The 20,744-nt window shown below is 70.7% G+C and carries 18 protein-coding genes; 2 read left to right on the top strand and 16 right to left on the bottom strand.

The window, feature by feature from the left end; translation table 11 throughout:
• Position 1: 1 nt before the first annotated feature.
• The 15 genes from R0232_RS08300 to R0232_RS08230 all read right to left on the bottom strand — a co-directional run bounded on the left by R0232_RS08300 (position 2) and on the right by R0232_RS08230 (position 17,616).
• Positions 2-616: a flavin reductase family protein gene (locus tag R0232_RS08300; RefSeq protein WP_431511818.1), complete on the bottom strand. Its 615-nt coding sequence runs from the start codon at positions 614-616 to the stop codon at positions 2-4.
• A 59-nt stretch (positions 617-675) separates the two neighbouring features.
• Positions 676-2,241: a TerC family protein gene (locus tag R0232_RS08295; protein ID WP_431512877.1), complete on the bottom strand. Its 1,566-nt coding sequence runs from the start codon at positions 2,239-2,241 to the stop codon at positions 676-678.
• A gap of 269 nt (positions 2,242-2,510) precedes the next feature.
• Positions 2,511-3,140 carry a hypothetical protein gene (locus tag R0232_RS08290; protein WP_431511817.1) on the bottom strand — a complete coding sequence of 210 codons (630 nt, stop codon included), beginning with the start codon at positions 3,138-3,140 and terminating at the stop codon, positions 2,511-2,513.
• A 19-nt stretch (positions 3,141-3,159) separates the two neighbouring features.
• Positions 3,160-4,755: a substrate-binding domain-containing protein gene (locus R0232_RS08285; protein WP_431511816.1), complete on the bottom strand. Its 1,596-nt coding sequence runs from the start codon at positions 4,753-4,755 to the stop codon at positions 3,160-3,162.
• On the bottom strand, positions 4,752-6,017 hold the full coding sequence (locus R0232_RS08280; protein WP_431511815.1) for a toxic anion resistance protein: 1,266 nt from the start codon (positions 6,015-6,017) through the stop codon (positions 4,752-4,754). The genes R0232_RS08285 and R0232_RS08280 overlap by 4 nt, the downstream gene beginning before the upstream one ends.
• 13 nt (positions 6,018-6,030) lie before the next feature.
• Positions 6,031-7,155, bottom strand: coding sequence for a hypothetical protein (locus R0232_RS08275; RefSeq protein WP_431511814.1), 1,125 nt, complete (start codon positions 7,153-7,155; stop codon positions 6,031-6,033).
• A 104-nt stretch (positions 7,156-7,259) separates the two neighbouring features.
• Entirely contained in the window at positions 7,260-8,735 is a 1,476-nt protein-coding gene (locus R0232_RS08270; RefSeq protein WP_431511813.1) for an N-acyl-D-amino-acid deacylase family protein, read from the bottom strand.
• On the bottom strand, positions 8,732-9,643 hold the full coding sequence (locus tag R0232_RS08265; protein ID WP_093351801.1) for a MurR/RpiR family transcriptional regulator: 912 nt from the start codon (positions 9,641-9,643) through the stop codon (positions 8,732-8,734). Before R0232_RS08265 ends, R0232_RS08270 begins: the two co-directional genes overlap by 4 nt.
• Before the next feature lie 11 nt (positions 9,644-9,654).
• Positions 9,655-10,956 (bottom strand): amino acid deaminase, encoded by a 1,302-nt coding sequence (locus tag R0232_RS08260; RefSeq protein ID WP_431512876.1) that lies wholly within the window; start codon positions 10,954-10,956, stop codon positions 9,655-9,657.
• Positions 10,957-10,958: 2 nt separating this feature from the next.
• Positions 10,959-11,939, bottom strand: a complete 981-nt coding sequence (locus R0232_RS08255; protein WP_431511812.1) for an ABC transporter ATP-binding protein — start codon at positions 11,937-11,939, stop codon at positions 10,959-10,961.
• A complete protein-coding gene (locus R0232_RS08250) occupies positions 11,936-12,973 on the bottom strand; it encodes an ABC transporter ATP-binding protein (RefSeq protein WP_431511811.1) in 1,038 nt (345 codons plus the stop codon). The genes R0232_RS08255 and R0232_RS08250 overlap by 4 nt, the downstream gene beginning before the upstream one ends.
• Positions 12,973-13,812: an ABC transporter permease gene (locus R0232_RS08245; protein ID WP_208513985.1), complete on the bottom strand. Its 840-nt coding sequence runs from the start codon at positions 13,810-13,812 to the stop codon at positions 12,973-12,975. The genes R0232_RS08250 and R0232_RS08245 overlap by 1 nt, the downstream gene beginning before the upstream one ends.
• 3 nt (positions 13,813-13,815) lie before the next feature.
• A complete protein-coding gene (locus tag R0232_RS08240; protein ID WP_208513986.1) occupies positions 13,816-14,772 on the bottom strand; it encodes an ABC transporter permease in 957 nt (318 codons plus the stop codon).
• Positions 14,769-16,025, bottom strand: a complete 1,257-nt coding sequence (locus tag R0232_RS08235) for a lactonase family protein (protein ID WP_431511810.1) — start codon at positions 16,023-16,025, stop codon at positions 14,769-14,771. Before R0232_RS08235 ends, R0232_RS08240 begins: the two co-directional genes overlap by 4 nt.
• 19 nt (positions 16,026-16,044) lie before the next feature.
• Entirely contained in the window at positions 16,045-17,616 is a 1,572-nt protein-coding gene (locus R0232_RS08230) for an ABC transporter substrate-binding protein (RefSeq protein WP_208513988.1), read from the bottom strand.
• Positions 17,617-17,821: 205 nt separating this feature from the next.
• Between R0232_RS08230 and R0232_RS08225 the strand changes: the two genes are divergently transcribed.
• Positions 17,822-18,211, top strand: a complete 390-nt coding sequence (locus R0232_RS08225) for a RidA family protein (protein ID WP_057597741.1) — start codon at positions 17,822-17,824, stop codon at positions 18,209-18,211.
• A 27-nt stretch (positions 18,212-18,238) separates the two neighbouring features.
• On the opposite strand, the gene R0232_RS08220 is transcribed toward R0232_RS08225, so the two are convergent.
• The gene (locus R0232_RS08220; protein ID WP_208513989.1) at positions 18,239-18,598 is read right to left on the bottom strand and encodes an ankyrin repeat domain-containing protein; all 360 of its coding nucleotides are present in this window, start codon (positions 18,596-18,598) and stop codon (positions 18,239-18,241) included.
• A 170-nt stretch (positions 18,599-18,768) separates the two neighbouring features.
• Here R0232_RS08220 and R0232_RS08215 point away from each other — a divergent pair, with 170 nt between their 5' ends.
• Positions 18,769-20,601: an amidase family protein gene (locus tag R0232_RS08215; RefSeq protein WP_431511809.1), complete on the top strand. Its 1,833-nt coding sequence runs from the start codon at positions 18,769-18,771 to the stop codon at positions 20,599-20,601.
• Positions 20,602-20,744: the final 143 nt, after the last annotated feature.

The raw sequence follows: 20,744 nt of genomic DNA, 5'->3' as shown, positions 1-20,744 counted from the left end.
TTCAGCGCCCGGCCTGCGGCAGCGGCTTCGCGTCCACCGCCTCGCCGTCGACGATGAAGTGCCCGCCCGCCACGTGGTGCAGCGTGCGCAGTTCGTCGTGGCCCTCGAAGTGCCAGCGGCCGTTCGAGAACACGCGCGCGTCGGCCTGGGCCGCGATCACCTCGCCGAGGAACAGGTCGTAGCGCTGCTGGATCGGCGGCTCGAGCAGCAGCCGGCATTCGAGCCAGGCCGCGCAGCCCTCGAGCAGGGGCGCCTCGGTGGCGCTGCCCGCGAAGCTCTGCAGCCCGTAGGCCTCGAACTTGTCGCGGCCGTCGCGCTCGACCATCTCGCGGCCCGAGCTGCTGCCCAGCGCCTCGGTCAGGTCGAGCTGCGCGCGCACCGGCACCTGCAGCGCGAAGCTGCCCGCGCCCTCGAGCAGCACGCGGGTCCAGGTGCTCTTGTCGAGCACCACCGCCACCTTGGGCGGATCGAAGTCCAGCGGCATGGCCCAGGCCGCCGCCATGATGTTGCGCCGGCCCTCATGGGCCGCGCTCACCAGCACCGTGGGGCCATGGTTGAGCAGGCGGTAGGCCTTGGCGAGGGGAACGGGCTGGCGGTGGGCGGCGTTGGAGGTCATGCGCGAAGCGGATCGGAAAGCGGAAGGCGCCAGCCTATCAAAGCGGCGCCCTGCGCGCTTCAGGCCTCGGGCAACGCCACGGGCACGCGCCGCACCGCCACCTCGCGGATGCGCTGCGCGTCCACGCCGGTGACGACGAATTCCCAGCCGTCGTGCACCCAGGTGGCCTCGGCCGCGGGCAGGCCGCCGAAGCGGTCGAGCAGCAGCCCCGCCACCGAGGTGTAGCTGTCGTCCTCGCTCGCCAGGCCGTCGGTCTGCAGCGCCTGCTCGAGCAGGTGCGGGTCGGCGCTGCCGGCCACGGTCCAGGCCTCGGGGCCGGTCTGCTGGATCTCGAGCGCCTCGTCCTCGTCGGGGAACTCGCCCGCGATCGCCTCCAGCACGTCGATCGGCGTGACCACGCCCGTGAGCGTGCCGTGCTCGTCGGCCACCAGCGCGAGCTGGCCGCGCGCGCCGCGCAGGGTGTCGATCAGGCGGATCACGCGCGTCGACTCGGCCACGTAGATCGGCGCGCGCAGGCCATGGCCCTCGTCGATGCGGCCATGGCGCAGCAGCTGGCCCAGCAGGTCCTTGGCGCGCGCCACGCCCACCACCTGGTCGAGCGAGCCGCGGCACACCGGGAAGATGCCGTGCGGCGTGTCGAGCAGCTGCTCGCGCAGCGCCTCGGGATCGTCGTCGAGGTCGACCCAGGAAACGTCGGCGCGCGGCGTCATCACCGAGCGCACGTTGCGCTCGGCCAGCGAGAGCACGCCGCTGACCATGTTGCGTTCCTCGATGCCGAAGGCGGGTTCACCCGTGGGGGCATCGGCATCGGCCGCATCGCTGCCTACGGGCACCGGCTCGCCGCGCGTGCGGCCGCCGAGCAGGCGGATCACCGACTCGGCCGTGCGCTCGCGCAGCGGCCGGCGCGCCTCGTGGCGCAGCGCATTGCGGCGCACCCACTGGTTGAGCGCCTCGATCAGCACCGAGAAGCCGATCGCGCCGTAGAGGTAGCCCTTGGGAATGTGGAAGCCCAGGCCCTCGGCCACCAGGCTCAGGCCGATCATCAGCAGGAAGCTCAGGCACAGCACCACCACCGTGGGATGGGCGTTGACGAAGCGCGTCAGCGGCTTCGAGGCCCACAGCATGATCGCGATCGAGATGACCACCGCGGCCATCATCACCGGCAGGTGGTCGACCATGCCCACGGCCGTGATCACCGCGTCGAGCGAGAACACGGCATCGAGCACCACGATCTGCGCCACCACCACGCCGAAGCTCGCATAGGCCGCGCTGCCGGTCACGGCATGGCTCACGCCCTCGATGCGCTCGTGCAGCTCGGCCGTGGCCTTGAACAGCAGGAACAGGCCGCCGAACAGCAGGATCAGGTCGCGCCCCGAGAAGCCCTGGCCGAACAGGCTGAACAGCGGCGTGGTCAGCGTCACCAGCCACGAGACGATGGACAGCAGCCCCAGGCGCATCAGCAGCGCCAGGCTCAGGCCGATGAGCCGCGCGCGGTCGCGCTGGTGCGGCGGCAGCTTCTCCGCGAGGATCGCGATGAAGATCAGGTTGTCGATGCCCAGCACGATCTCGAGCACGACGAGCGTGAGGAGACCGATCCAGACGGCGGGGTCGGACAGCAGTTCAATCATGGAAGGTGGCGCGCGAGCGCAGGCGGCCCGGCATGGCGCGAACCATGGCGGGCGATGAGGGGGGAATCGGGAGGAAAGAAGCGGCCGAGGGACGCGGCGGAGGCCGTGTCAGGGGCGGGGACAGCACGCGCGGAAAGCGGCGGCGAGGAAGCGGGAGGCTGGCGCAGGCCAGCGACGGACTGGGAGGCTCGGAGGAGGAAGTCACCCGCGCAGTCTATCGAAGCCCGCGCGCGGCCCCACGTTTGCAAGGGCTTTGCCGGCGCGGCTCAGCCTTCGAGGAAGTCGGGCTGCCTGAACTTCTTCTCGAGGAACTGGCCGTTGGCCACCAGTGCCGCGGCATCGCTCGCCGCCAGGTTGGCGACCACCTCGCGCAGCTTGGCATCGAGCAATCCGAGCTGCTCGCCGAGCAGCTGGCGCGCGGTCTTGCCGTCCTTCAGCGGCTGTGTGACGCGAAAGGCCGGCGGCAGCGCCACGTAGTTGGCCAGGGTCTCGGGCAGGTAGCGCAGCACGGTCTCGCGCACGGTGAACAGGTCGTCGCCGCCGGTGCCGGCATCCATCAGTTGCGGCAGCACCTCGACCACCAGGCCGCGCACGCTCTCGAGGCTGTGCCGCATGTCCTCGGTCAGGTGCGGCGAGGCGCGCGCGACCACCTGCTCGAGCCGCCGCAGCGTCTCCTCCAGGCTCAGGCTGTCCTCGATGCGGCGCTCGAGCTCGGGCGCGCGCCGGCCCAGCAGCCAGCCGCCGACGTAGAGGCCGGCGGTGATGGCGAGCCAGCCGCGGTCGATGACGCCCGCGAACAGCAGCGCCGGACCGGCCAGCGCGAGCGCGCAGCCGAGGATGTTGCCGTTGCCGTAGAGGAACAGCAGCGCGCGCAGCTTCAGCGAACGCCGCGCCACATCGAGCCTTTGCGCGGGCTCACTGGTAGCCCCGGATTTCCTTGAACACCTGCGCCAGCACCAGCCGGCGGCCGTCGAACTCGCGTCCGCCCGAGGACTTCGCGAGCTGGTGCATCTCGGCCGCGTTGCCCTCGCCGAACAGGATCGGGAAGATGCGCGCCGGCAGCCCGTTCGCATAGCGCGCCTGGAACTCCTCGGGATTCAGGCCCGCGTTGTTCTGGCCGTCGGTCAGCAACACGATGCTCACGAAGCGATCGGGATCGCTGCGCTGCTCCTCGCGCGCGAGGTCCTCGGCCACGGCCAGCGCCGAATAGATGGCGGTGCCGCCATCGGCCTTCATCGCGTCGGCCTGGCGGCGCAGCTCCTCGCGCGCGGCGCCGATGCGCTCGGGCTCGAAGCGCACCCACACCGGTTCCGACACGCGCGTGGCGAACGGAATCAGCACCACGCGTTCGCGGCTCTGGAAGGCGCTGTAGCGCACGCTCGCCGCGGCGCCGGCGTCGGCTCCCGACAGCCGCTTGAGCGCCTCGCGCATGGCTTCCAGGCGCTGCCCCTGCATCGAGCCGCTGAGGTCGAGCACGAAGATCGAGGTGGAGGGCTTGCGCCAGCGCGCCTGGTAGGTGCCGAGCACGGCATCGATCACCTCGAGCCGGTTCGGAAAGGACAGCTCCGACACCGCCGCCGTGGGCAGCGCGCTCGCGGCCTGCACCTCGGGATTGGCCGGGCGCAGGAAGGCGGCCGACAGCGCGTCGCGCTGGAACGCGGCCCCCTTCCAGGCCGCCACCAGCCGGTTGTAGGGCTCGCGCCGGGCCTCGTCGAGCAGCATCAGCGGATAGTCGGCCGAGATCATGCCGTCGCGCGGATAGATCGGCAGCAGCCGGTCGGCCGCGGGCAGCCGCTCGTTGAGGCGCAGGATCACGGCCTCGTAGTTGACCATCGCATCGATCGCCGCGGGATCGGCCAGGTAGGCATCGGCCAGCCAGCCCGAACTGCCCGCCGTGAGCTTCTGGCCCGAGAGGAAGGCCTTGAGCGTCTTCTCGTCCACGTCCTGCGCCGTCAGGTCCTCGGTCTTGCCCGCGAGTGCCGAGGCGACCGCGAACAGCGCGCTCATGCCGGTGTTGGAGCTGGTCGCGTTGGTCATGCCGTAGCGCAGCTGGCCCGTGCTCGCGGCCCGCGCGATGTCGGCCCAGCCGGGCGCGCGCTTGTCCCAGCCGAGTCGCGCGGCCTTGGCAGCCTTCACGCCGAGCGCGATGCGCGAATAGAAGAGCTTCTCGCGCGCCACCGCCGGCTTGGCGAGCGCCAGCGCGGGATAGGCGCCGTTGGGCGGCAGGATCGCATCGAAGCGCTCGCCGGCGTTCACGCGCTCCACGATGTCGAGCGTGCCCGCGTACGACAGCTGCAGCTCCACCCCGGCGCCGCGCGCGGCCTCGACCAGCGGCGCCTCGAGGTCCTTGAGCTCGGAGCCCGCGAGAACGGTGAAGGCCGCCGATGGCGGACTGGCCTGCGGCGCGGCGGCGGTGGGCGTGGCAGCCTCGTCGCGGCCGCAGCCGGCCAGCCCGAGCGCCAGCGCCAGCAGCGCACCGAGCGCGAAGCGCCGCGCCGGCGCCAGGCTCACAGCACGACCCCGCCGCCCGCCGCCGGCTCGCGCAACGCGGCGGCCGAGGTCTCGCGGCGCGCGCGGTCGAGGTAGCCGCGGCTGCGCGCCACCTCGTCGCTCAACGTGTCGACCGTGGTCTGCATCGAGTCGAGCGCCTTGAGCTTGAAGTCGGCGATCGCGTCCATGGTCTGGTAGATATTGGCGAAGGCCTGCTGCAGCTTGGCGATCTCGATCGTGCCCGAGGCCGCCTGCTGGTGGATCTGGCCGGTCTGCTCGCGCAGCAGCTCGCTGGTGGTGGCGATCAGGTTGCCGGTGGTGGCATTGAGCGCACCGATCTGGTCGAGCACCAGCTTCTGGTTGGCCAGCGCCTGCGCCACGATCACCGCGGTGCGCAGCGCCGACACCGTGGTGGTGGTGGCGCGGTCCACGCCCTTGGTCAGCTCGAGGTTGTTCTTGCGGATCATGTCGAGCGCCAGGTAGCCCTGGATGTTGACCGCGAGCTGCGTCAGCAGGTCGGTGACCTTCTGGCGCGCGTAGAACAGCATCTCCTCACGCACCACGCGCGCCTTCTCGGGATCGGCGGCGTCGAACTCGCGCGCCTTGGCATCGAGGCGCGCGTCGAGCGCCTTGCCGATGTGCACGTACTTCTCGAGCCGCTCCATCAGCGTCCAGAGGTTGACCTTCTCCTGCTCGATGGCCGCGTTGTCGCGCAGCAGTTCGTCCTTGCCGCGCTTGAGCGATTCGATGATCGCGTCGAGGTGCGACTGCGAGGACTGGTAGCGCTCGAAGTAGGCGATCAGCTTGTTGCCCAGCGGGATCAGGCCCAGCAGCTTGCGCGCCGAGAACAGGTCGCCCTGCTTCGAGGGATCGAGGTCCTCGACCTGGTGGCGCAGGTCGATCAGCGACTGGCCGATCTGCGAGCCCTGGCCGAACAGCCCGTTGCGCAGCGAGCCCACCGGGCGTTCGAGCATGCGGTTGGAGACCGAGGCCGAGGCCTCGATCTCCTTGCTGCCCATCGAGTGGATGCGCGCCACCGCCTCCTTGAACTGCGGATGCTGGCTGTCGTGCGCCGTGATGTCGTCGATGAAGCGATCGACCTGCGCATCGAGCTCGCCGACCTCCTCGGGCTTGAGCCGCACCCGCCCGCTGGCGGATTCGACCGGTACCGGCGCGACGGGCGCCGGCGGCTCGAGCACGAAGGACTGCGGCGGCTGCAGCACGTCGGGCGCGGCAACGGCGACCGCCGTGGCGGGGGCGGACTCGGGACGGGAAGTGTTCATGGGTTCCTCGGGTTCACTTGAAGCGGCCTTCGATGGCGGTGGTCATGCGTTCGAGCCATTCGAAGCTGGGCGGGTCGATCACGTCGACCAGCACGTCGGGCACCTTGACGCCGCGGCCGGCCCAGTTCTCCGGCCCCTTGGCCTCGCCACCGGTGCGAAAGCCGTACTCGTGCGCGAGCTCGCGCAGCTTGGGATCGTTCTCCAGCGCCGCGCCCAGGCGCGCGCCGCCCGGCGTGTAGGGCACCAGCACGTGCTTCGAATAGACCGTGGGCCGCGGATAGAGCAGCACCATGTCGCCGCGCAGCCGGTCGGGATGCTTGAGCCAGAACTCCACCAGCTGCGATTCGTAGGCCACCAGCAGCGGCGCCTTGCCCATGCCGAGCGCGAGGTAGTCCTCGAACGGGCCGGCCGAGGACTGCTCCTGGAAGCCCTGGCGCAGGAACAGCGGCGCCACCGTCGGCAGCACGCGGTCCACGTCCTGCTGGCTCTGCACGATCTGCTGGCCGTTCGCGAGGTAGCTCGCCAGCGCCAGGTACATCGCCGCCGAATTGGAGGTGCGCACGTCGGTCGAGTTGATCAGCAGCGACTTGCTGGTGGAGAACGCGGCGCTGGCCTTGAGCTCCTTCCAGCGCGTGCCCTTCTCGATCATCGCCATCAGCTTCGGCAGGTCGACCACGTAATAGAAGTCGCCCTGCTTCTCGGCCACGCCGTTGGCGATCAGGATCTCCGCGATCGGCCGCCAGCTCGCGAGCACGATCGGCGTGTAGAAGGGGTTGTAGACGTTGGGCGCCTTCGCGAGCTCCTTGAGCCGCTGCGCGGCCGGCGCGCCCGAGGGAAAGCCGAAGTCGAACTTGCCGGCGTCGTAGCGCTCGGCGATGGTGCGCGAGCCGGCCTTCTCCACCGTGACCGTGATGCCCTGCGCGGCCAGCGCCTGCTGCACGCGCTCGTCGGCGAAGAACGATTCCTTCTCGGAACCGATCAGCCCGCGCAGCGCCACATGGCGCGCCTGCTCGATCCGCGCGGCGTTGCCGGCCGTGGTGTCGTCGCGCACGCGCTGGTTCGAATACCAGACGCCGCCCGCGACCGCGGCCAGCAGGACCACGGCCAGCGCCGGCGCGATCAGTTTGCGGATTTCCAACGGTGCTGCTCCTCGGCCCCTTCATCGGGGTTCGAGGAACATCCTAGCCACGCAATATGACGGTTCGTGACAGTCCGATGACAGCCGCGGGGCGGCCGTTGCGCTCAGGTGCCGCGCGTCAGCATGCGCCCCGCGCGCGCCAGCACGCGCGCCTCGTCCACCGTCGCGCCGCCGCGGTAGGCCAGCACGCCGTTGACGAACACGCGCTCGATGCCCAGGCTCAGGCCCTTGGGCCGGTCGTAGGTGGCGGTGTCGGCGATGGTCTCGGGATCGAACACCACCACGTCGGCCATGTGGCCCGCGCGCAGCAGGCCGCGCTCGGCGATGCGCAGGTTGCGCGCGCTCATGCCGGTCATCTTGTGCACCGCCTGCTCGAGCGTGAACAGCCGGCGCTCGCGCCAGTAGCGCGCGAACACGCGCGGGAACGCGCCCCACAGCCGCGGATGCGGATGGCGGTCGTGCGGCAGGCCGTCGCTGCCGATCATGGTCAGCGGATGCGCGATCACGCGCTCCACGTCCTCTTCCTGCATCTGGAAGTAGCAGGCGCCGCCGGGCTTCAGCCGCAGGCAGGCCGCCTGCTCGCTCACGCCCCATTCGCGCGCGATGTCCGACACCAGCCGGCCGGTCATCTCGGGATGCGGGTCGGACCAGGTCAGCAGCACGTCGATCACGCCGTCGACCAGGTCCTCGCGCAGCACGGTGGAACCGGCGACGTAGGGGTAGACGTCCATCGCGATCTTCTGGCGCTGCGCGAGCGACTCGATCAGCGGCAGCGTCTCCCTGGTGCGGCCCCAGTTCGCGGGCCCGGCGCACTTGTGGTGCGAGATCACCAGCGGCACGCCCGCAGCGAAGGCCGAGTCGCCGGCCTCGTGCAGCGCCTCGACGATCTGCTGCATCTCGCTGCGCAGGTGGGTGGCGTAGACGCCGCCATGGCGCGCCACCACGCGCGCGAGCGCGGTCACCTCCTCGGCGGGCGCGGCGAAGGCTTCTTCATAGAACAGGCCCGAGGACATGCCGTGCGCGCCCTCTTCCATGCAGGCCTCGAGCAGCGCCGCCATGCGCGCGAGCTCGTCGGCGCTGGCGGGCCGGTCGAGCGCCTCCATGGCCGCGAAGCGCAGGGTGGTGTGGCCCACCAGCGCGGCCACGTTGAGCGCGGGCTGCGTGGCGTCGACCGCGGCGCGGTACTCGGCCATGCTCGCATGGCGGAACGAATCGGCGCCCAGCAGCGTGAGCGGCGGCTTCGACTGCGGCGTGCGGTAGGGCGCGAGCGAGATGCCGCAGTTGCCCGTGACCACGGTGGTGATGCCCTGCGACACCTTGGGCAGGCACAGCGGGTCGCGCAGCACGATCGCGTCGTCGTGCGTGTGGGCGTCGATGAAGCCCGGCGCGATCACCTTGGCGCGGCAGTCGACGACCTCGACATCGGCCGGTTCGAGGCCCTCGGGCAGGCGCGCGCGCAGGCCCTCGCCGAGCGCGAGGATGCGGTCGCCGCGCAGCAGCACGTCGCCGGGCCACGAGGGGCCGCCCGAGCCGTCGACCACGAGGCCGGCCTCGAGCAGCACGGCTTGGGGAGCACTCACGACCGGTGTCCTTTCTCGTTGATGCCGCCGCCGTCCCAGCTCTGCAGCGGGTGCGTGGTGGCGTCGATGCCGTGGCGCTGGAAGGCTTCGCGCGCGCGCTGCAGGCGCTGCACCGCCGGCTCGCCGCGCCGCTGCGCGACCAGCACCGTGAGGATCTCGATCGCCGTGAGGTGCGTCAGGTAGGCATCGATGCCCACGTGCATCACGGCGTCGTCGGGCACCGAGAGCCCGAGCAGGAAATCGGCCTTGGCCGCGAGCGCGGTGCCGGGCCGCGTGAGCGCGACCACCTTGGCGCCCTGGCCGCGCGCGATGTCGACCGCGTCGAGCAGCGAGGGCATGCCGCCCACGTGCGAGATCGCGATCACCACGCCGCCGGGGCGCTGCGCGGCGCCGGCCACCTGCTGCAGGTGGTAGTCGGCCCAGGCATTGGCCGACAGGCCGAGCCGGAACAGCCGCGCCTGCAGGTCGTTGGCCATGAACCACGAGGTGGCGCCGGCGCCGTAGAGGTCGACGTGCGGCGCGGCCGCGATGGCCGAGACGGCGCCGTCGAGCACCTGCATGTCGAGCTGGCCGCGCACGCCCGAGACCGAGGCCGCAGCGCTGCGCGCGATCTTCGACACCACCTCGTCGGCGGCGTCCTCGATGTTGACGCGGCGGTGCAGCGGCGAGCCGCCGAGCGCGAGCTCCTGCGCCAGCGCGAGCTTGAACTCGCGCAGGCCCGCGAAGCCGAGGTCGCGGCAGGTGCGCATGATGGTCGGCACCGAGCTGCCGGAGCGCTCGGCCAGCGATTCGAAGCTCTCCTCGAGCACCCGGTCGGGGTCCTCGAGGATCAGGTCGAGGATCGCGCGCCGCGTGGCGGGCGCGCCCTCGCGGGTCTGCGCGATCTTCTGGAGCAGCGAGGGAGTCATCGGCCGCGCGGTCAGAAGTGCATCGCCACCGCGTCGCTCACGCGGTAGTCGTTCTCGACCACGGGCATCCAGTGCCACTTGTCGAAGGTGGTGCAGGGGTGCGAGATGCCCAGGCCCACGCGGTCGCCGACGGCCGGCGCGCGCGCCTCCTCGTCGGCCTCCCAGCGCAGGTAGGCATGCTGGTCGTTGAGCGCCGTGATCTTCCAGCCGGCGGGCACGGCCTCGGGCGCCAGCACGCCGCGCGCCGCGCGCGCGATCGGCACCGGCAGCGAGAGGTCGAAGGAGATGTCGCGCTTGCCCACGGCCAGGATCGCGAGGCCGGGTTCGGGCCGCGACTGCACCGTGGCCCAGACCTCCATCGCGGGCACCAGGCTCTCGCCGCAATCGCAGCCGAGGCGCTCGTCGACCGCGCTGACCATGCGCTTGTAGAAGCCATGGTCGTGCGTGACGTAGCAGCCCGAGCGCAGCAGGCCGCGCACCGGCGACGCCAGCGCGGGCTTCAGTCGCCCGGCCACGAGGTCGAAGATGGCCGAGCCGCCGGCCGAGACCAGCACCTCGTCGGTCTCGAACAGCTGCTGCGTGTCGCAATGGCGCGCCACCGCTTCCACGCGGTCCATCAGGGTCGCGGCATAGGCCGCGTCGGGCTCGCTGGCGCCGGTGGCGCCCTGCCCTTCGTAGGTCTCGATGCCCACCAGCCGCACCGCGTCGCTCGCGCGCAGCCGCGTGGCCAGCGCCACCGCCTCTTCATGCGTGCGGCAGCCGGTGCGCGCGCCCGCAACGCCGATCTCGAGCATGACCTCGAAGGGCACGCTGTTCGGGTGGCGGCGCGCCCAGTCCTCGATCAGCGCGAGCTGCGCCAGCGAATCGACCAGGAACACGATGCGCAGGCCCGCATGGTCGCGCAGCAGCAGCTGGATGCCGGCCAGGTCCTCGTCGCTCACCACCTGGTTGGCGATCAGGGTGCGGCGCGCGCCGGCGGCCACGCCCACCGCGAGCTGGGTCACGGTGGCGAAGGTCAGGCCCCAGGCGCCGGCGTTCAGCTGGCGCTGGAACAGCTGCGGCGACATGGTGGTCTTGCCGTGCGGCGCGAGGTCGATGCCCCATTCGCGCACGCGCGCCTGCATCCAGGCCAGGTTGTGCTCGAGCGCCTCGCGCTTGAGCACGGCCAGCGGCAGCGGCAGGTCGCCCGCGAGCACGTTCCAGCCCGCGGCGCCGATCTCGCTGCGCCGGCGCGGCGCCTGGGTGCGCGGATAGCCCTTGAAGCTGCTGCCCAGCAGCGGGTCGTCGAAGGAGGGGGCGGCGGTGTCGGTCATGGTCATGCGGCGATGGGGGAAAGCAGGTCCTTGCGGATGCAGGCGCTGTAGTGTCCGCTCGAAACCTGCTCGAGCGGCGGCACGATCTGCGCGCAGGCCTCGATGGCATGCGGGCAGCGCGTGCGGAACACGCAGCCCGAGGGCGGCGAGATCGGACTGGGGATGTCGCCCTTGAGCGCGATGCGCTCGGTGGCGAGCTCGGGATCGGGCTTCGGGCTCGCGGCCAGCAGTGCCTGGGTGTAGGGGTGCGAGGGCCGCGCGAACAGCTCGTCGGTCTCGGCCACCTCCATCACCTTGCCCAGGTACAGCACCACCACGCGGTCGCACAGGTACTCGACCACGTCGAGGTCGTGCGAGATGAACAGCATGGTCAGGCCCAGGCGCTCGCGCAGGTCGGCCAGCAGGTTGATGACCTGCGACTGGATCGACACGTCGAGCGCCGACAGCGGCTCGTCGGCCACGATGAACTCGGGCTCCACCGCGAGCGCGCGCGCCACGCCGATGCGCTGGCGCTGGCCGCCCGAGAACTCGTGCGGGAAGCGGCTCGCATGCTCGGCGCGCAGGCCCACGGTCTCGAGCAGCTCGGCGATGCGCTTGTCGCGCGCGGCCGCGCCCTTGTGCAGGCCGTGCGTGGCCAGCGCCTCGCCGAGGATCGCGCCGATGCGCATCTTCGGGTTCAGGCTCGCATACGGGTCCTGGAAGATGATCTGCAGCTTGCTGCGCAGCTTGCGCATGCGCTCGCCCGAGAGCGCGCCGATGTCGTCGCCGCGGTAGAGCACCTGGCCCTCGGTGCGCTCGAGCAGGCGCAGCACGGTGCGGCCGATGGTGCTCTTGCCCGAGCCCGATTCGCCGACCAGGCCCAGCGTCTCGCCGGGCTGGATCGCGAACGACACGTCGTCGACCGCGCGCACCGGGCGCTCGCCGCTGCCGAAATACTTCTTGAGTCCGCGGACTTCGATCAGGGGGGAAACGACGGCGTTCATGCGAGCCTCGCGAAGTGGGCGTCGGGCTGCACGCGGGTGCAGCGGGCCTGGCGGTCCAGGCGGATGTCGATCAGCGGCGGCATCGCCGTGGCGCAACCGGCCTGCGCATGGTCGCAGCGCGGCTCGAAGGCGCAGCCCGGCGGCGGCGACAGCGGGCTCGACACCTGGCCGCGGATCGCGAACAGGCGCTTGGGCTTGGGCTGCCCCGGCTGGCGCGCCTTGCCCGGCAGGCAGGCCAGCAGGCCCTGGGTGTACGGATGCTCGGGCTGCGCAAACAGCGGGCGCACCGGCGCGCTCTCGACCACGCGGCCCGCGTACATCACGACCACATCGTCGGCATGGTGCGCGACCACGCCGAGGTTGTGCGTGATGAACAGGATGCTCATGCCGGTCTCGGCCTGCAGCCGGCGCATCAGCACCAGGATCTGCGCCTGGATGGTCACGTCGAGCGCGGTGGTGGGCTCGTCGGCGATCAGCAGCGTCGGGTCGCAGGCCATGGCCAGCGCGATCATCACGCGCTGGCGCATGCCGCCCGAGAGCTGGTGCGGGTACTCGTGGAGGCGCTGCGCCGCGGCCGGGATCTCGACCAGGTCGAGCATGCGCTTCGCATGGGCCAGCGCGGCCTGGCGATCGAGCCCCTTGTGCAGCCGCACGCTCTCGGCGATCTGCTCGCCGATGGTGAACACCGGGTTCAGGCTGGTCATCGGCTCCTGGAAGATCATCGAGAGCTGGTTGCCGCGCAGCGCGCGCATCTCGCGCTCGGGCAGGGTCAGCAGGTCGACCGTCTTGCCTTCGCGCGTGACGAAGCGCGCGCCGCCGCTGACCTGGGCGTTGGCGGTCTTGGGCAAGAGGCGCATCAGCGTGAGGCTGGTGACCGACTTGCCCGAGCCCGATTCGCCGACCAGCGCGGTGGTCTTGCCGGGCTGGATCGCGAAGCTCACGTCGGCCACCGAGCGGATCAGGCCGTCCTCGGTGGGGAAGCTGGTGCTCAGGCTGTCGACCACGAGGCGCGGGGAGGATGTGGCGGTCGTCATCACGCGGTCTTCTTGAGCTTGGGGTCGAGCAGGTCGCGCACGCCATCGCCGAGCAGCTGCAGCGACAACGCCGTGAAGATGATCGCGAGCCCCGGGAACAGCACCACCCAGAAGGCCTGGTGCGCGTACTGCTGGCTGCCCGCGACCATGGTGCCCCAGGTCGGGATCTCGGGCGGCACGCCGACGCCGAGGAAGGACAGCCCCGCCTCGGCCAGGATCGCGTAGGCGAAGATGAACGAGACCTGCACCAGGATCGGCGACATCAGGTTCGGCAGGATGTGGCGCCACAGGATGCGCGAGGTGCGCACGCCGAGCGCGCGCACGGCCTCGACGAACAGCAGCTCGCGCACCACCAGCGTGGAGGCCCGCACCACGCGCGCCACGCGCGGCGTGTAGACCAGCACCAGCGCCAGCACCGTGTTCATCAGCGAGGGCCCGAGGATCGCCACCAGCGCGATCGCCAGCAGGATGTCGGGGAAGGACATCATCGCGTCGACCACGCGCATCAGCGGCGCGTCGAGCCGGCGGAAGAAGCCGGCCATCAGGCCCAGCACGGTGCCCGCGACGACGGCGCCCAGCGCGGTGAGCGCCGCGATCGCCAGCGAGTAGCGCGCGCCGTGCACGATGCGCGAATAGAGGTCGCGGCCCAGCTCGTCGGTGCCCAGCAGGTGCTCGGCGCTCGGCGCCTTCAGGCGCTGCAGCACGGCCGTGTCGTTGGGATCGATGGAGGCGAACAGCGGCGCGCCGATGGCGAGGATGGCGATCGCCAGCAGCACCAGCGCGGACAGCATCACGATGCGGCGGTGCATCAGTTGGCGCAGCATTCTTGGCATCTGCATGGCTCAGACCTTCACGCGCGGATCGACCACCGCATACAGCAGGTCGATCGAGAAATTGATGAGCACGTAGATCGCGGCGATCACCAGCAGCGCGCCCTGGATCACCGGGTAGTCGCGCCGCAGCACCGCGCTCACCACGAGGTTGCCCACGCCCGGCAGGCCGAACACGGTCTCGGTGATGACGGCGCCGCCGATCATCAGCGCCACCGTCAGGCCGATCACCGTGACGATCGGCACCAGCGCGTTGCGCAGCGCATGCTTGAGCACCACCACCGTCTCGCTCAGGCCCTTGGAGCGCGCGGTGCGCACGTAGTCCTCGCCGAGCACGTCGAGCATCGAGGCGCGCGTGAAGCGGATGATGAGCGCGGAGTTCAAGAGGCCCAGCACCGCGGCCGGCAGCACCAGCGAATGCAGCCGCTCGGCCAGCGCCGCGTCGGGCGCGCCGTAGCCCGAGACCGGGAACCAGCCGAACGAGACCGCGAAGATCTGGATCAGCACGATGCCGAGCCAGAAGCTCGGGATGCTCGCGCCCAGCATCGCGATGCCGGTGAACAGCTGGTCGACCGCGCGGCCGCGGAACACGGCCGAGACGATGCCGCAGGGCACGCCGATCAGCGCGGCGATGGCCACCGCCATCAGCGCGAGCAGCGCGGTGGGCTCGGCGCGCTCCCACAGCGCCTGCGTGACCGGGCGCTGCAGGAAGATCGAGGTGCCGAGGTTGCCCTGCAGCACCTCGCGCAGCCAGTAGCCGAACTGCACGGGCAGCGGCTTGTCCAGGCCGTATTCCTTCTGCACGCGCGCGATGTCGGCCGCGGTGGCCTGGTCGCCCAGCAGCACCGAGACCGGGTCGCCCGAGGCGGCGCGCGTGAGCACGAACACCAGCACCGCCACGATGGCGAGCACGATGAGCATGCCGCCCGCGCGCGAGGCGATGTAGCGAAGCGAGGCGTTCTTCTTCATGCCGAGAACTCGATCGCTGCCGCGCTGCCCACCGCCACGTACTGGCCGGTGAACGCGATGTCGCCGTTCTTCACGCGGAAGACCGTGACGTTGTCGCCCTGCTTGTTGTGGCAGACGTAGAGGAAGCGCCCGCTCGGGTCGAGCGTGCAGCTGCGCGGGTAGTTGCCGCGCGTCCATTCCTCGCGCACCAGCGTGGGCGCGCCGGTGCGGGCATCGATCGCGAACAGCGAGATCGAATCGTGCAGCCGGTTGAGCGACACGAAGTGCCGGCCGCCGGGCAGCATGCGGATGCCCGAGGCGTAGCTGGTGCCCTTGAAGCCCTTCGGCAGCGCCGAGGTCTCGCTCACGGGCACGAGCACGCCGGTGGCGTCGTCGTAGCGCATGAAGGCGATGGTCGAGGCCTCCTCGTTCACGAGGTAGAACCAGCGGCCGTTCGGATGGAACACGAAGTGACGCGCGCCCGAGCTCTCCGACACGGCCACCGTGCCGGGCTGGCTCAGCACGCCGGTCGCGCGGTCGAAGCGGTAGGAGATGACGCGGTCGAGCCCCAGGTCGGCCACGAGCACGAAGTTGCCCTTGGGATCGGACTGCACCATGTGCGCATGCGGGCCGTCGTGGTCGGAGGTGGCGAAGCCCTCGTGCGCGCGCGCGGCCGCCGGCACCACGTCGGCGCCGGGCTTGCAGGGCGTGGCGCCGCAGGCGGCCACGTCCGGGTAGACGACGGCGGCACGGTCGGCCTCGAAGCCGCCGTCGGCGCGCAGCGCGATCACGCTGACGTCGCCGCTCGCGTAGTTGGCGGTGAACAGGAAGCGGCCCTCGGGATGCACGCTGAGGTGCGCCGGGTCCTTGCCGCCGCAGGGCATCTCGGCCACGAAGGACAGCGCGCCGTTCGCGCCGATGCGGAAGGCCGAGACCGAGCCGGCCTCGAACTCGTTGGCCGCATAGAGCAGCGGCAGGCTTGGATGGCGCGCGAGCGAGGCGGGGTTGCGCAGCTTCGCGCCCTCGCCCTGGCTCGCCACCGCGGGCGGCGCGCCGGGAATGGGCGTGAGCGCGCCGGTCGCGCCGTCGAGCACGAACTGGTGCACGCCCAGGCCGCGCCCGCCGCGCCACGGCTTGCCGCCGTCGCTGTAGGTGCCGACGTAGGCGTACACGGGCCCCGACGTGGCGGCCTGGACGGTGGAGGCCGTGAGGCCCAGGGCTCCGAGACCGGAGGCCCATGCGGTGGCTTGCAGAAGCTGGCGACGCGATGGCATGACGGGAGTCCTCGCGGCCTTACTTGATCTTCGCGTTCCAGAAGAAGGGCCAGGTCGCGGGCTGGTAGTTGTCGAGCGCCGGGCTCTTGGCCGACAGACCGTTGAACTTGCCGACGTTGATGTACGGCACCTCCTCGTAGACCACCTGCTGCACCTTGCCCCACAGCGCGCCGCGCCTGGCCGGGTCGCTCTCGACGTTGAAGGCCTGCAGCGCCGCCTTCTTGGCGGGCGTGTCCCACCAGCCGGGCGCGCCGTCGCCGAGCTGCGGCGGCGAGAGCATCGGCTCGGGGAACTGGCCCGAGTGGGTGACGTAGATGTCCCACAGCTTGGCGTCGTTGCGGCGCTGCACCAGCGTGGCCCAGTCGACCACGTTGAGGTCGACCTTGAAGCCGGCGCGCTTGAGCTGCTCGGCCATCAGCAGCGACATGTTGTAGTGGAAGTCGTACTGGCGACTCGTGAGCACGCGGATCGGCTCGCCCTTGTAGCCGGCCTTGGCCGCGGCCTCCTTGGCCTTGGCGGCGTTGCGCTGGTTGTACTGGTCGGCACCGGCCGTCGAATAGAAGGGCGAGCCCTTCGGGAAGTGGTTGGCCTCGGCCACGAAGAAGCGCGTGTCGCCGAAGCCGGCCGCGAGCATCTCGCCCTCGCCGAGCGCGGTCTGGATCGCCTGGCGCACCGGCTGGCTCGCGGCCACGCCTTCCTTGGTGTTGAGCACCAGGTAGGGGAAGCCGAACGAGGGCGTCATGATCGGCACCGTCTTGCCGCCCGACTTCTCGAGGCGCGGCAGTGCCTCCACCGGCAGCAGGTCGGCGAAGTCGTACTGGCCGGCCAGCGCGCCCTCGACGCGCGTGCTGGCGTTGGGCACCGGCACGAAGCGCAGTTCCTCGATCGCCGCCTCGCGCTTGCCGCCGTAGCCGCTCGCGGGCTCCTTGCGCGCCGCGTACTTGTCGAAGCGCGTGAGCAGCACGAACTGGTCGGGCCGGCGCTCCTTGAACTTGTAGGGGCCGGTGCCGACGAAGTCCTTGAGCGGCGAGGCGATCGATTCCTTGGCCATGATCGCGGCCATGCCGCTGGGCAGCGCGAGCTGCGACAGCAGCGGCGCATAGGGTTCCTTGAGCACGATCTCGACCGCCAGCGGGCCCTTGGCCTTGAGGCTGTCGATCTCCTTGCCCACGGCCTTGCCGCGCGGCGACTGGTCCATCCAGCGCTGCAGGCTCGCGACCACGTCGTCGGCCGTGAGCTCGCGGCCGCTGTGCAGCATCACACCCTTGCGCAGCGCGATCGCGTAGGTCTTGCCGTCGGCCGAGATCTTCGGCATGCCCTCGGCCAGCATCGGCACCACGTTCCACTTGGCGTCGAAGGTGTAGAGCGTCTCGTAGACGTGCTGCATGATGGTTCCGACCAGGTCGGCGGTCGAGGCCATCGGATCGAGCGTCTGCGGCTCGGCCACCATCGCCAGCGTGGCGAAGTTGCGCGGACCCTGCGCCTGGGCGTTCAGCGGTGCCACGGCATACAGCGCCGCGAGCAGGGTGGCACCCAGAAGGGTGCGCTTCGACAGCATGGGCAGGCGCGGGAAAGAGCCGGCGTGGGGCATGGAGTTCTCCTTCATGGGGCGAGACGCGTTTGTGAAAAAAACTTTCGTTGCGGGCCGCACTTTGAAGCAGTATCTATGCCAAATCATCCGTGAAAACCCTTGATTCAGCGTTATCACTGAAATAGATTTTCAGTTTCGGCCGATACTGGCGGCCCTTTTCACCCTCCTCCCCTTTCATTTCCCTTCTTCAGACAGGAGCTCGTCCATGCCTCTCGAATACCTCGGCGCCCCGCCCACCGCTTCCGACCGCCAGGTGCGTCCCTTCTCGCCGGCCGTGCGCGCGGGCGACTTCATCTACGTGTCGGGCCAGGTGCCGGCCAATGCGCAGGGCGAGATCGTGGCCGGCGGCATCGAGGCGCAGACGCGCCAGGTGATGGAGAACCTGAAGACCGTGCTCGCGCTGGCCGGCGCCACGCTCGACGATGTCTGCAAGACCACCTGCTGGCTCGACGACGCGCGCGACTTCGGCGCCTTCAACCGCATCTACATGAGCTACTTCGGCGAGAACAAACCCGCGCGCTCGACCACCGAGGCGCGGCTGATGGTCGATGCGAAGGTGGAGATCGACGTGGTGGCGTACAAGCCGAAGGCTTGAGCGGCGCCTGAGCGGCGCTTCGACGGCTCAGGAAGCGTCGCGCAGCAGCGCGACGATGTCGCCATGCTGCTTCTCGAACGCGAGGTCGAAGGCGGTGTGGCCGGCACCGTCCTTGAGCAGCTTGTCGGCGCCATGGATCATCAGCGCGCGCACGGTCTCGTAGTGGCCGCGCGCCGCGGCCTCCATCAGCGCGGTGCGGCCGTTGGCCAGGCGCGCATCGGGATCGGCGCCCTTCTCGAGCAGCGCCGTCACGGCCTGCGCCTGGCCGAGGCGCGCGGCCTGCACGAGGTTCGGCACGGCCGCCGCCTGCGCCGCGGCCCAGGGCACCATGGTGCATCCCATCAGCGCCACGCAGGCGTGGATCAGCAGGTGCTTGAGCGGGTTCATGGCGTGTCCTCGGAATCTGCGATGGCGGTCGGTGATGGGCCTGCGCGGCGCACGAGCATCGTGCGGGCACATGTCGCTTCGAGCAAGCGACGTGCCATGGCCGCAGGCATGCGCGCATGCTGGCATGGATGCTGCGTTGTCGGGGGTTCAACTCCACTCCGACACCAACGATGACCTCCACGCTCGCGCGCCGCAAGCTTCCTGGCTTCTTCTCCTCGTCCTCGCGCGCCACGCGCTTCGCCTGCACGCTGATGTTCTCCGCCGTGCTCGCCGCCTGCGGCGGTGGCGGCGACAACAGCGTCTTCTCGTTCACGCCCGTGGCCGGCACGCCGCCGACCACGCCCGAGACGCCCGGCGATGCCGTGGTGCTGCAGCCCGATCGCGCGCCCTTCCCGCTGGTCGAGGCCACCGTCGAAGGTTTCCATGCAGCGATGCGCAAAGGCCAGGTCTCGTGCCGCGACGTGGTGCAGGGCTACCTCGACCGCATCGCGGCCTTCGATGCCGATGCCTCCGATGCCTACCCCGACAGCCCCGGCCTGCACAGCGTGATCGCGGTCAACCCGGCCGCGCTCGCGCGCGCCGACGAACTCGACCGCCAGTTCTTCAAGACCGGCCGGATGGCCGGCCCGATGCACTGCGTGACGGTGCTCGCGAAGGACAACATCGACACCCACGACATGAAGACCACGGCCGGCTCGCTGGCGCTGGCCAACAACCAGCCGCCCGACGACGCCTACATCCTGCGCAAGATCCGCGAGGCCGGCGGCATCGTGATCGGCAAGGCCAACCTCGACGAGTTCGCGTTCGGCTTCACCGGCAGCTCGTCGGTCGGCGGCAAGACGCGCAACGCCTACATCCCGGCCAACAGCGCGGGCGGCTCGTCGTCGGGCACCGGCACCTCGATCGCCGCCAGCCTCGCGATGCTGGGCCTGGGCACCGACACCGGCGGCTCGGTGCGCGTGCCCTCGGCGGTCGAGGGCCTCTACGGCCTGCGGCCCACGCTGCGGCTCGTGAGCCAGGACGGCATCGTGCCGCTGGCCCATGGCCAGGACACGGCCGGCCCGCTGTGCCGCCAGGTGCAGGACTGCGCGCTGGTGCTCGATGCCATGGCCGGCTACGACGCCGCGCCCGGCAGCGGCCAGCGCACCGCCAAGGCCTGGGACGCCCCGCTGGTGGCGAATGCCGCCGCCTATGCGGCGATGACCGCGCAGCCCGCGAGCTACACCGCGACGCTCAAGGCCGACGGCCTGCGCGGCGCGCGCATCGGCGTCGTGCGCGCGATGTTCCCGGCCGCGAGCGCGGCCAACCAGCGCTTCCTCGACACCCTCGATGCCGCGCTCGACCGCATGAAGGCCGCGGGCGCGACGATCGAGGACGTGCAGATCCCCGACCGCGCGACCATCCTGACCGGCTACGCCAGCCTCTCGTCCTACGAGTTCCGCGACAACCTCACCGAGTACCTCGGCAGCTGGAGTTCGACCGCCGACGGCCATCCGCGCACCACGGAAGACGTGGCGATCGCCATGGCCACGCTGGAGCCCACGCGCGTGGCCAACTTCCGCTCGTACATCACCTCGGGCACCAACAAGGAATCCAACCCGACCTACCAGAACAACCTGAAGCCGCGCGACGCCTTCGTGATCTCGCGCGTGACGGCCGCGCTCGACAACCTCGACTTCGCCACCGGCGCGAGCCTGGGCGCGCCCTACGACGTGCTGGTCTACCCGGTGCTGCAGGGCTTCAACAGCACCAGCGTGAACTCGGGCTCGAACAACCGCCTGAGCCCCTTTTCCGGCTTCCCGGCGCTGGCTTTCCCGGCCGGCTTCGTGAAGGCCACCGATGCCTCGAGCTCGGTCGAGCCCGTGACCTTTGAGATGATCGGCCGCGCCTTCGCCGAGCCCACGCTGTTCCGCCTGGCCTACGGCTGGCAGGCCAGCACCACGGCGCGCGTGCCGAGCCCGCTGGCGCCGGAGCTCAAGCGGCCCGACGCCGCGGCGCTCTAACAGGCTGTTGAAATTCGACGTTGCAAACGTCGATTGGTTAGCTTGATCAGGCGGTTGAAGCCGAATTGGCCAGGGCTTGGCTGTCGGTTTGGACCGATGAGGCTTTGCGCACGTGCGCCACACGTCGGGCAGGGGGCCGTTCG

The sequence above is a fragment of the Variovorax sp. DAIF25 genome, from assembly GCF_050711835.1.
GTDB lineage: Bacteria > Pseudomonadota > Gammaproteobacteria > Burkholderiales > Burkholderiaceae_C > Variovorax.
This window is presented reverse-complemented; position numbering and strand designations above follow the sequence as displayed.

Bases quoted from the DNA above. Each gene is read 5' to 3' on its own strand.
- R0232_RS08230 (WP_208513988.1), bottom strand. From the start codon at position 17,616: ATGCCCCACGCCGGCTCTTTCCCGCGCCTGCCCATGCTGTCGAAGCGC.
- R0232_RS08235 (WP_431511810.1), bottom strand. From the start codon at position 16,025: ATGCCATCGCGTCGCCAGCTTCTGCAAGCCACCGCATGGGCCTCCGGT.
- R0232_RS08260 (WP_431512876.1), bottom strand. From the start codon at position 10,956: ATGACCGACACCGCCGCCCCCTCCTTCGACGACCCGCTGCTGGGCAGC.
- R0232_RS08255 (WP_431511812.1), bottom strand. From the start codon at position 11,939: ATGAACGCCGTCGTTTCCCCCCTGATCGAAGTCCGCGGACTCAAGAAG.
- R0232_RS08280 (WP_431511815.1), bottom strand. From the start codon at position 6,017: ATGAACACTTCCCGTCCCGAGTCCGCCCCCGCCACGGCGGTCGCCGTT.
- R0232_RS08240 (WP_208513986.1), bottom strand. From the start codon at position 14,772: ATGAAGAAGAACGCCTCGCTTCGCTACATCGCCTCGCGCGCGGGCGGC.
- R0232_RS08265 (WP_093351801.1), bottom strand. From the start codon at position 9,643: ATGACTCCCTCGCTGCTCCAGAAGATCGCGCAGACCCGCGAGGGCGCG.
- R0232_RS08245 (WP_208513985.1), bottom strand. From the start codon at position 13,812: ATGCAGATGCCAAGAATGCTGCGCCAACTGATGCACCGCCGCATCGTG.
- R0232_RS08220 (WP_208513989.1), bottom strand. From the start codon at position 18,598: ATGAACCCGCTCAAGCACCTGCTGATCCACGCCTGCGTGGCGCTGATG.
- R0232_RS08215 (WP_431511809.1), top strand. From the start codon at position 18,769: ATGACCTCCACGCTCGCGCGCCGCAAGCTTCCTGGCTTCTTCTCCTCG.
- R0232_RS08225 (WP_057597741.1), top strand. From the start codon at position 17,822: ATGCCTCTCGAATACCTCGGCGCCCCGCCCACCGCTTCCGACCGCCAG.
- R0232_RS08300 (WP_431511818.1), bottom strand. From the start codon at position 616: ATGACCTCCAACGCCGCCCACCGCCAGCCCGTTCCCCTCGCCAAGGCC.
- R0232_RS08250 (WP_431511811.1), bottom strand. From the start codon at position 12,973: ATGACGACCGCCACATCCTCCCCGCGCCTCGTGGTCGACAGCCTGAGC.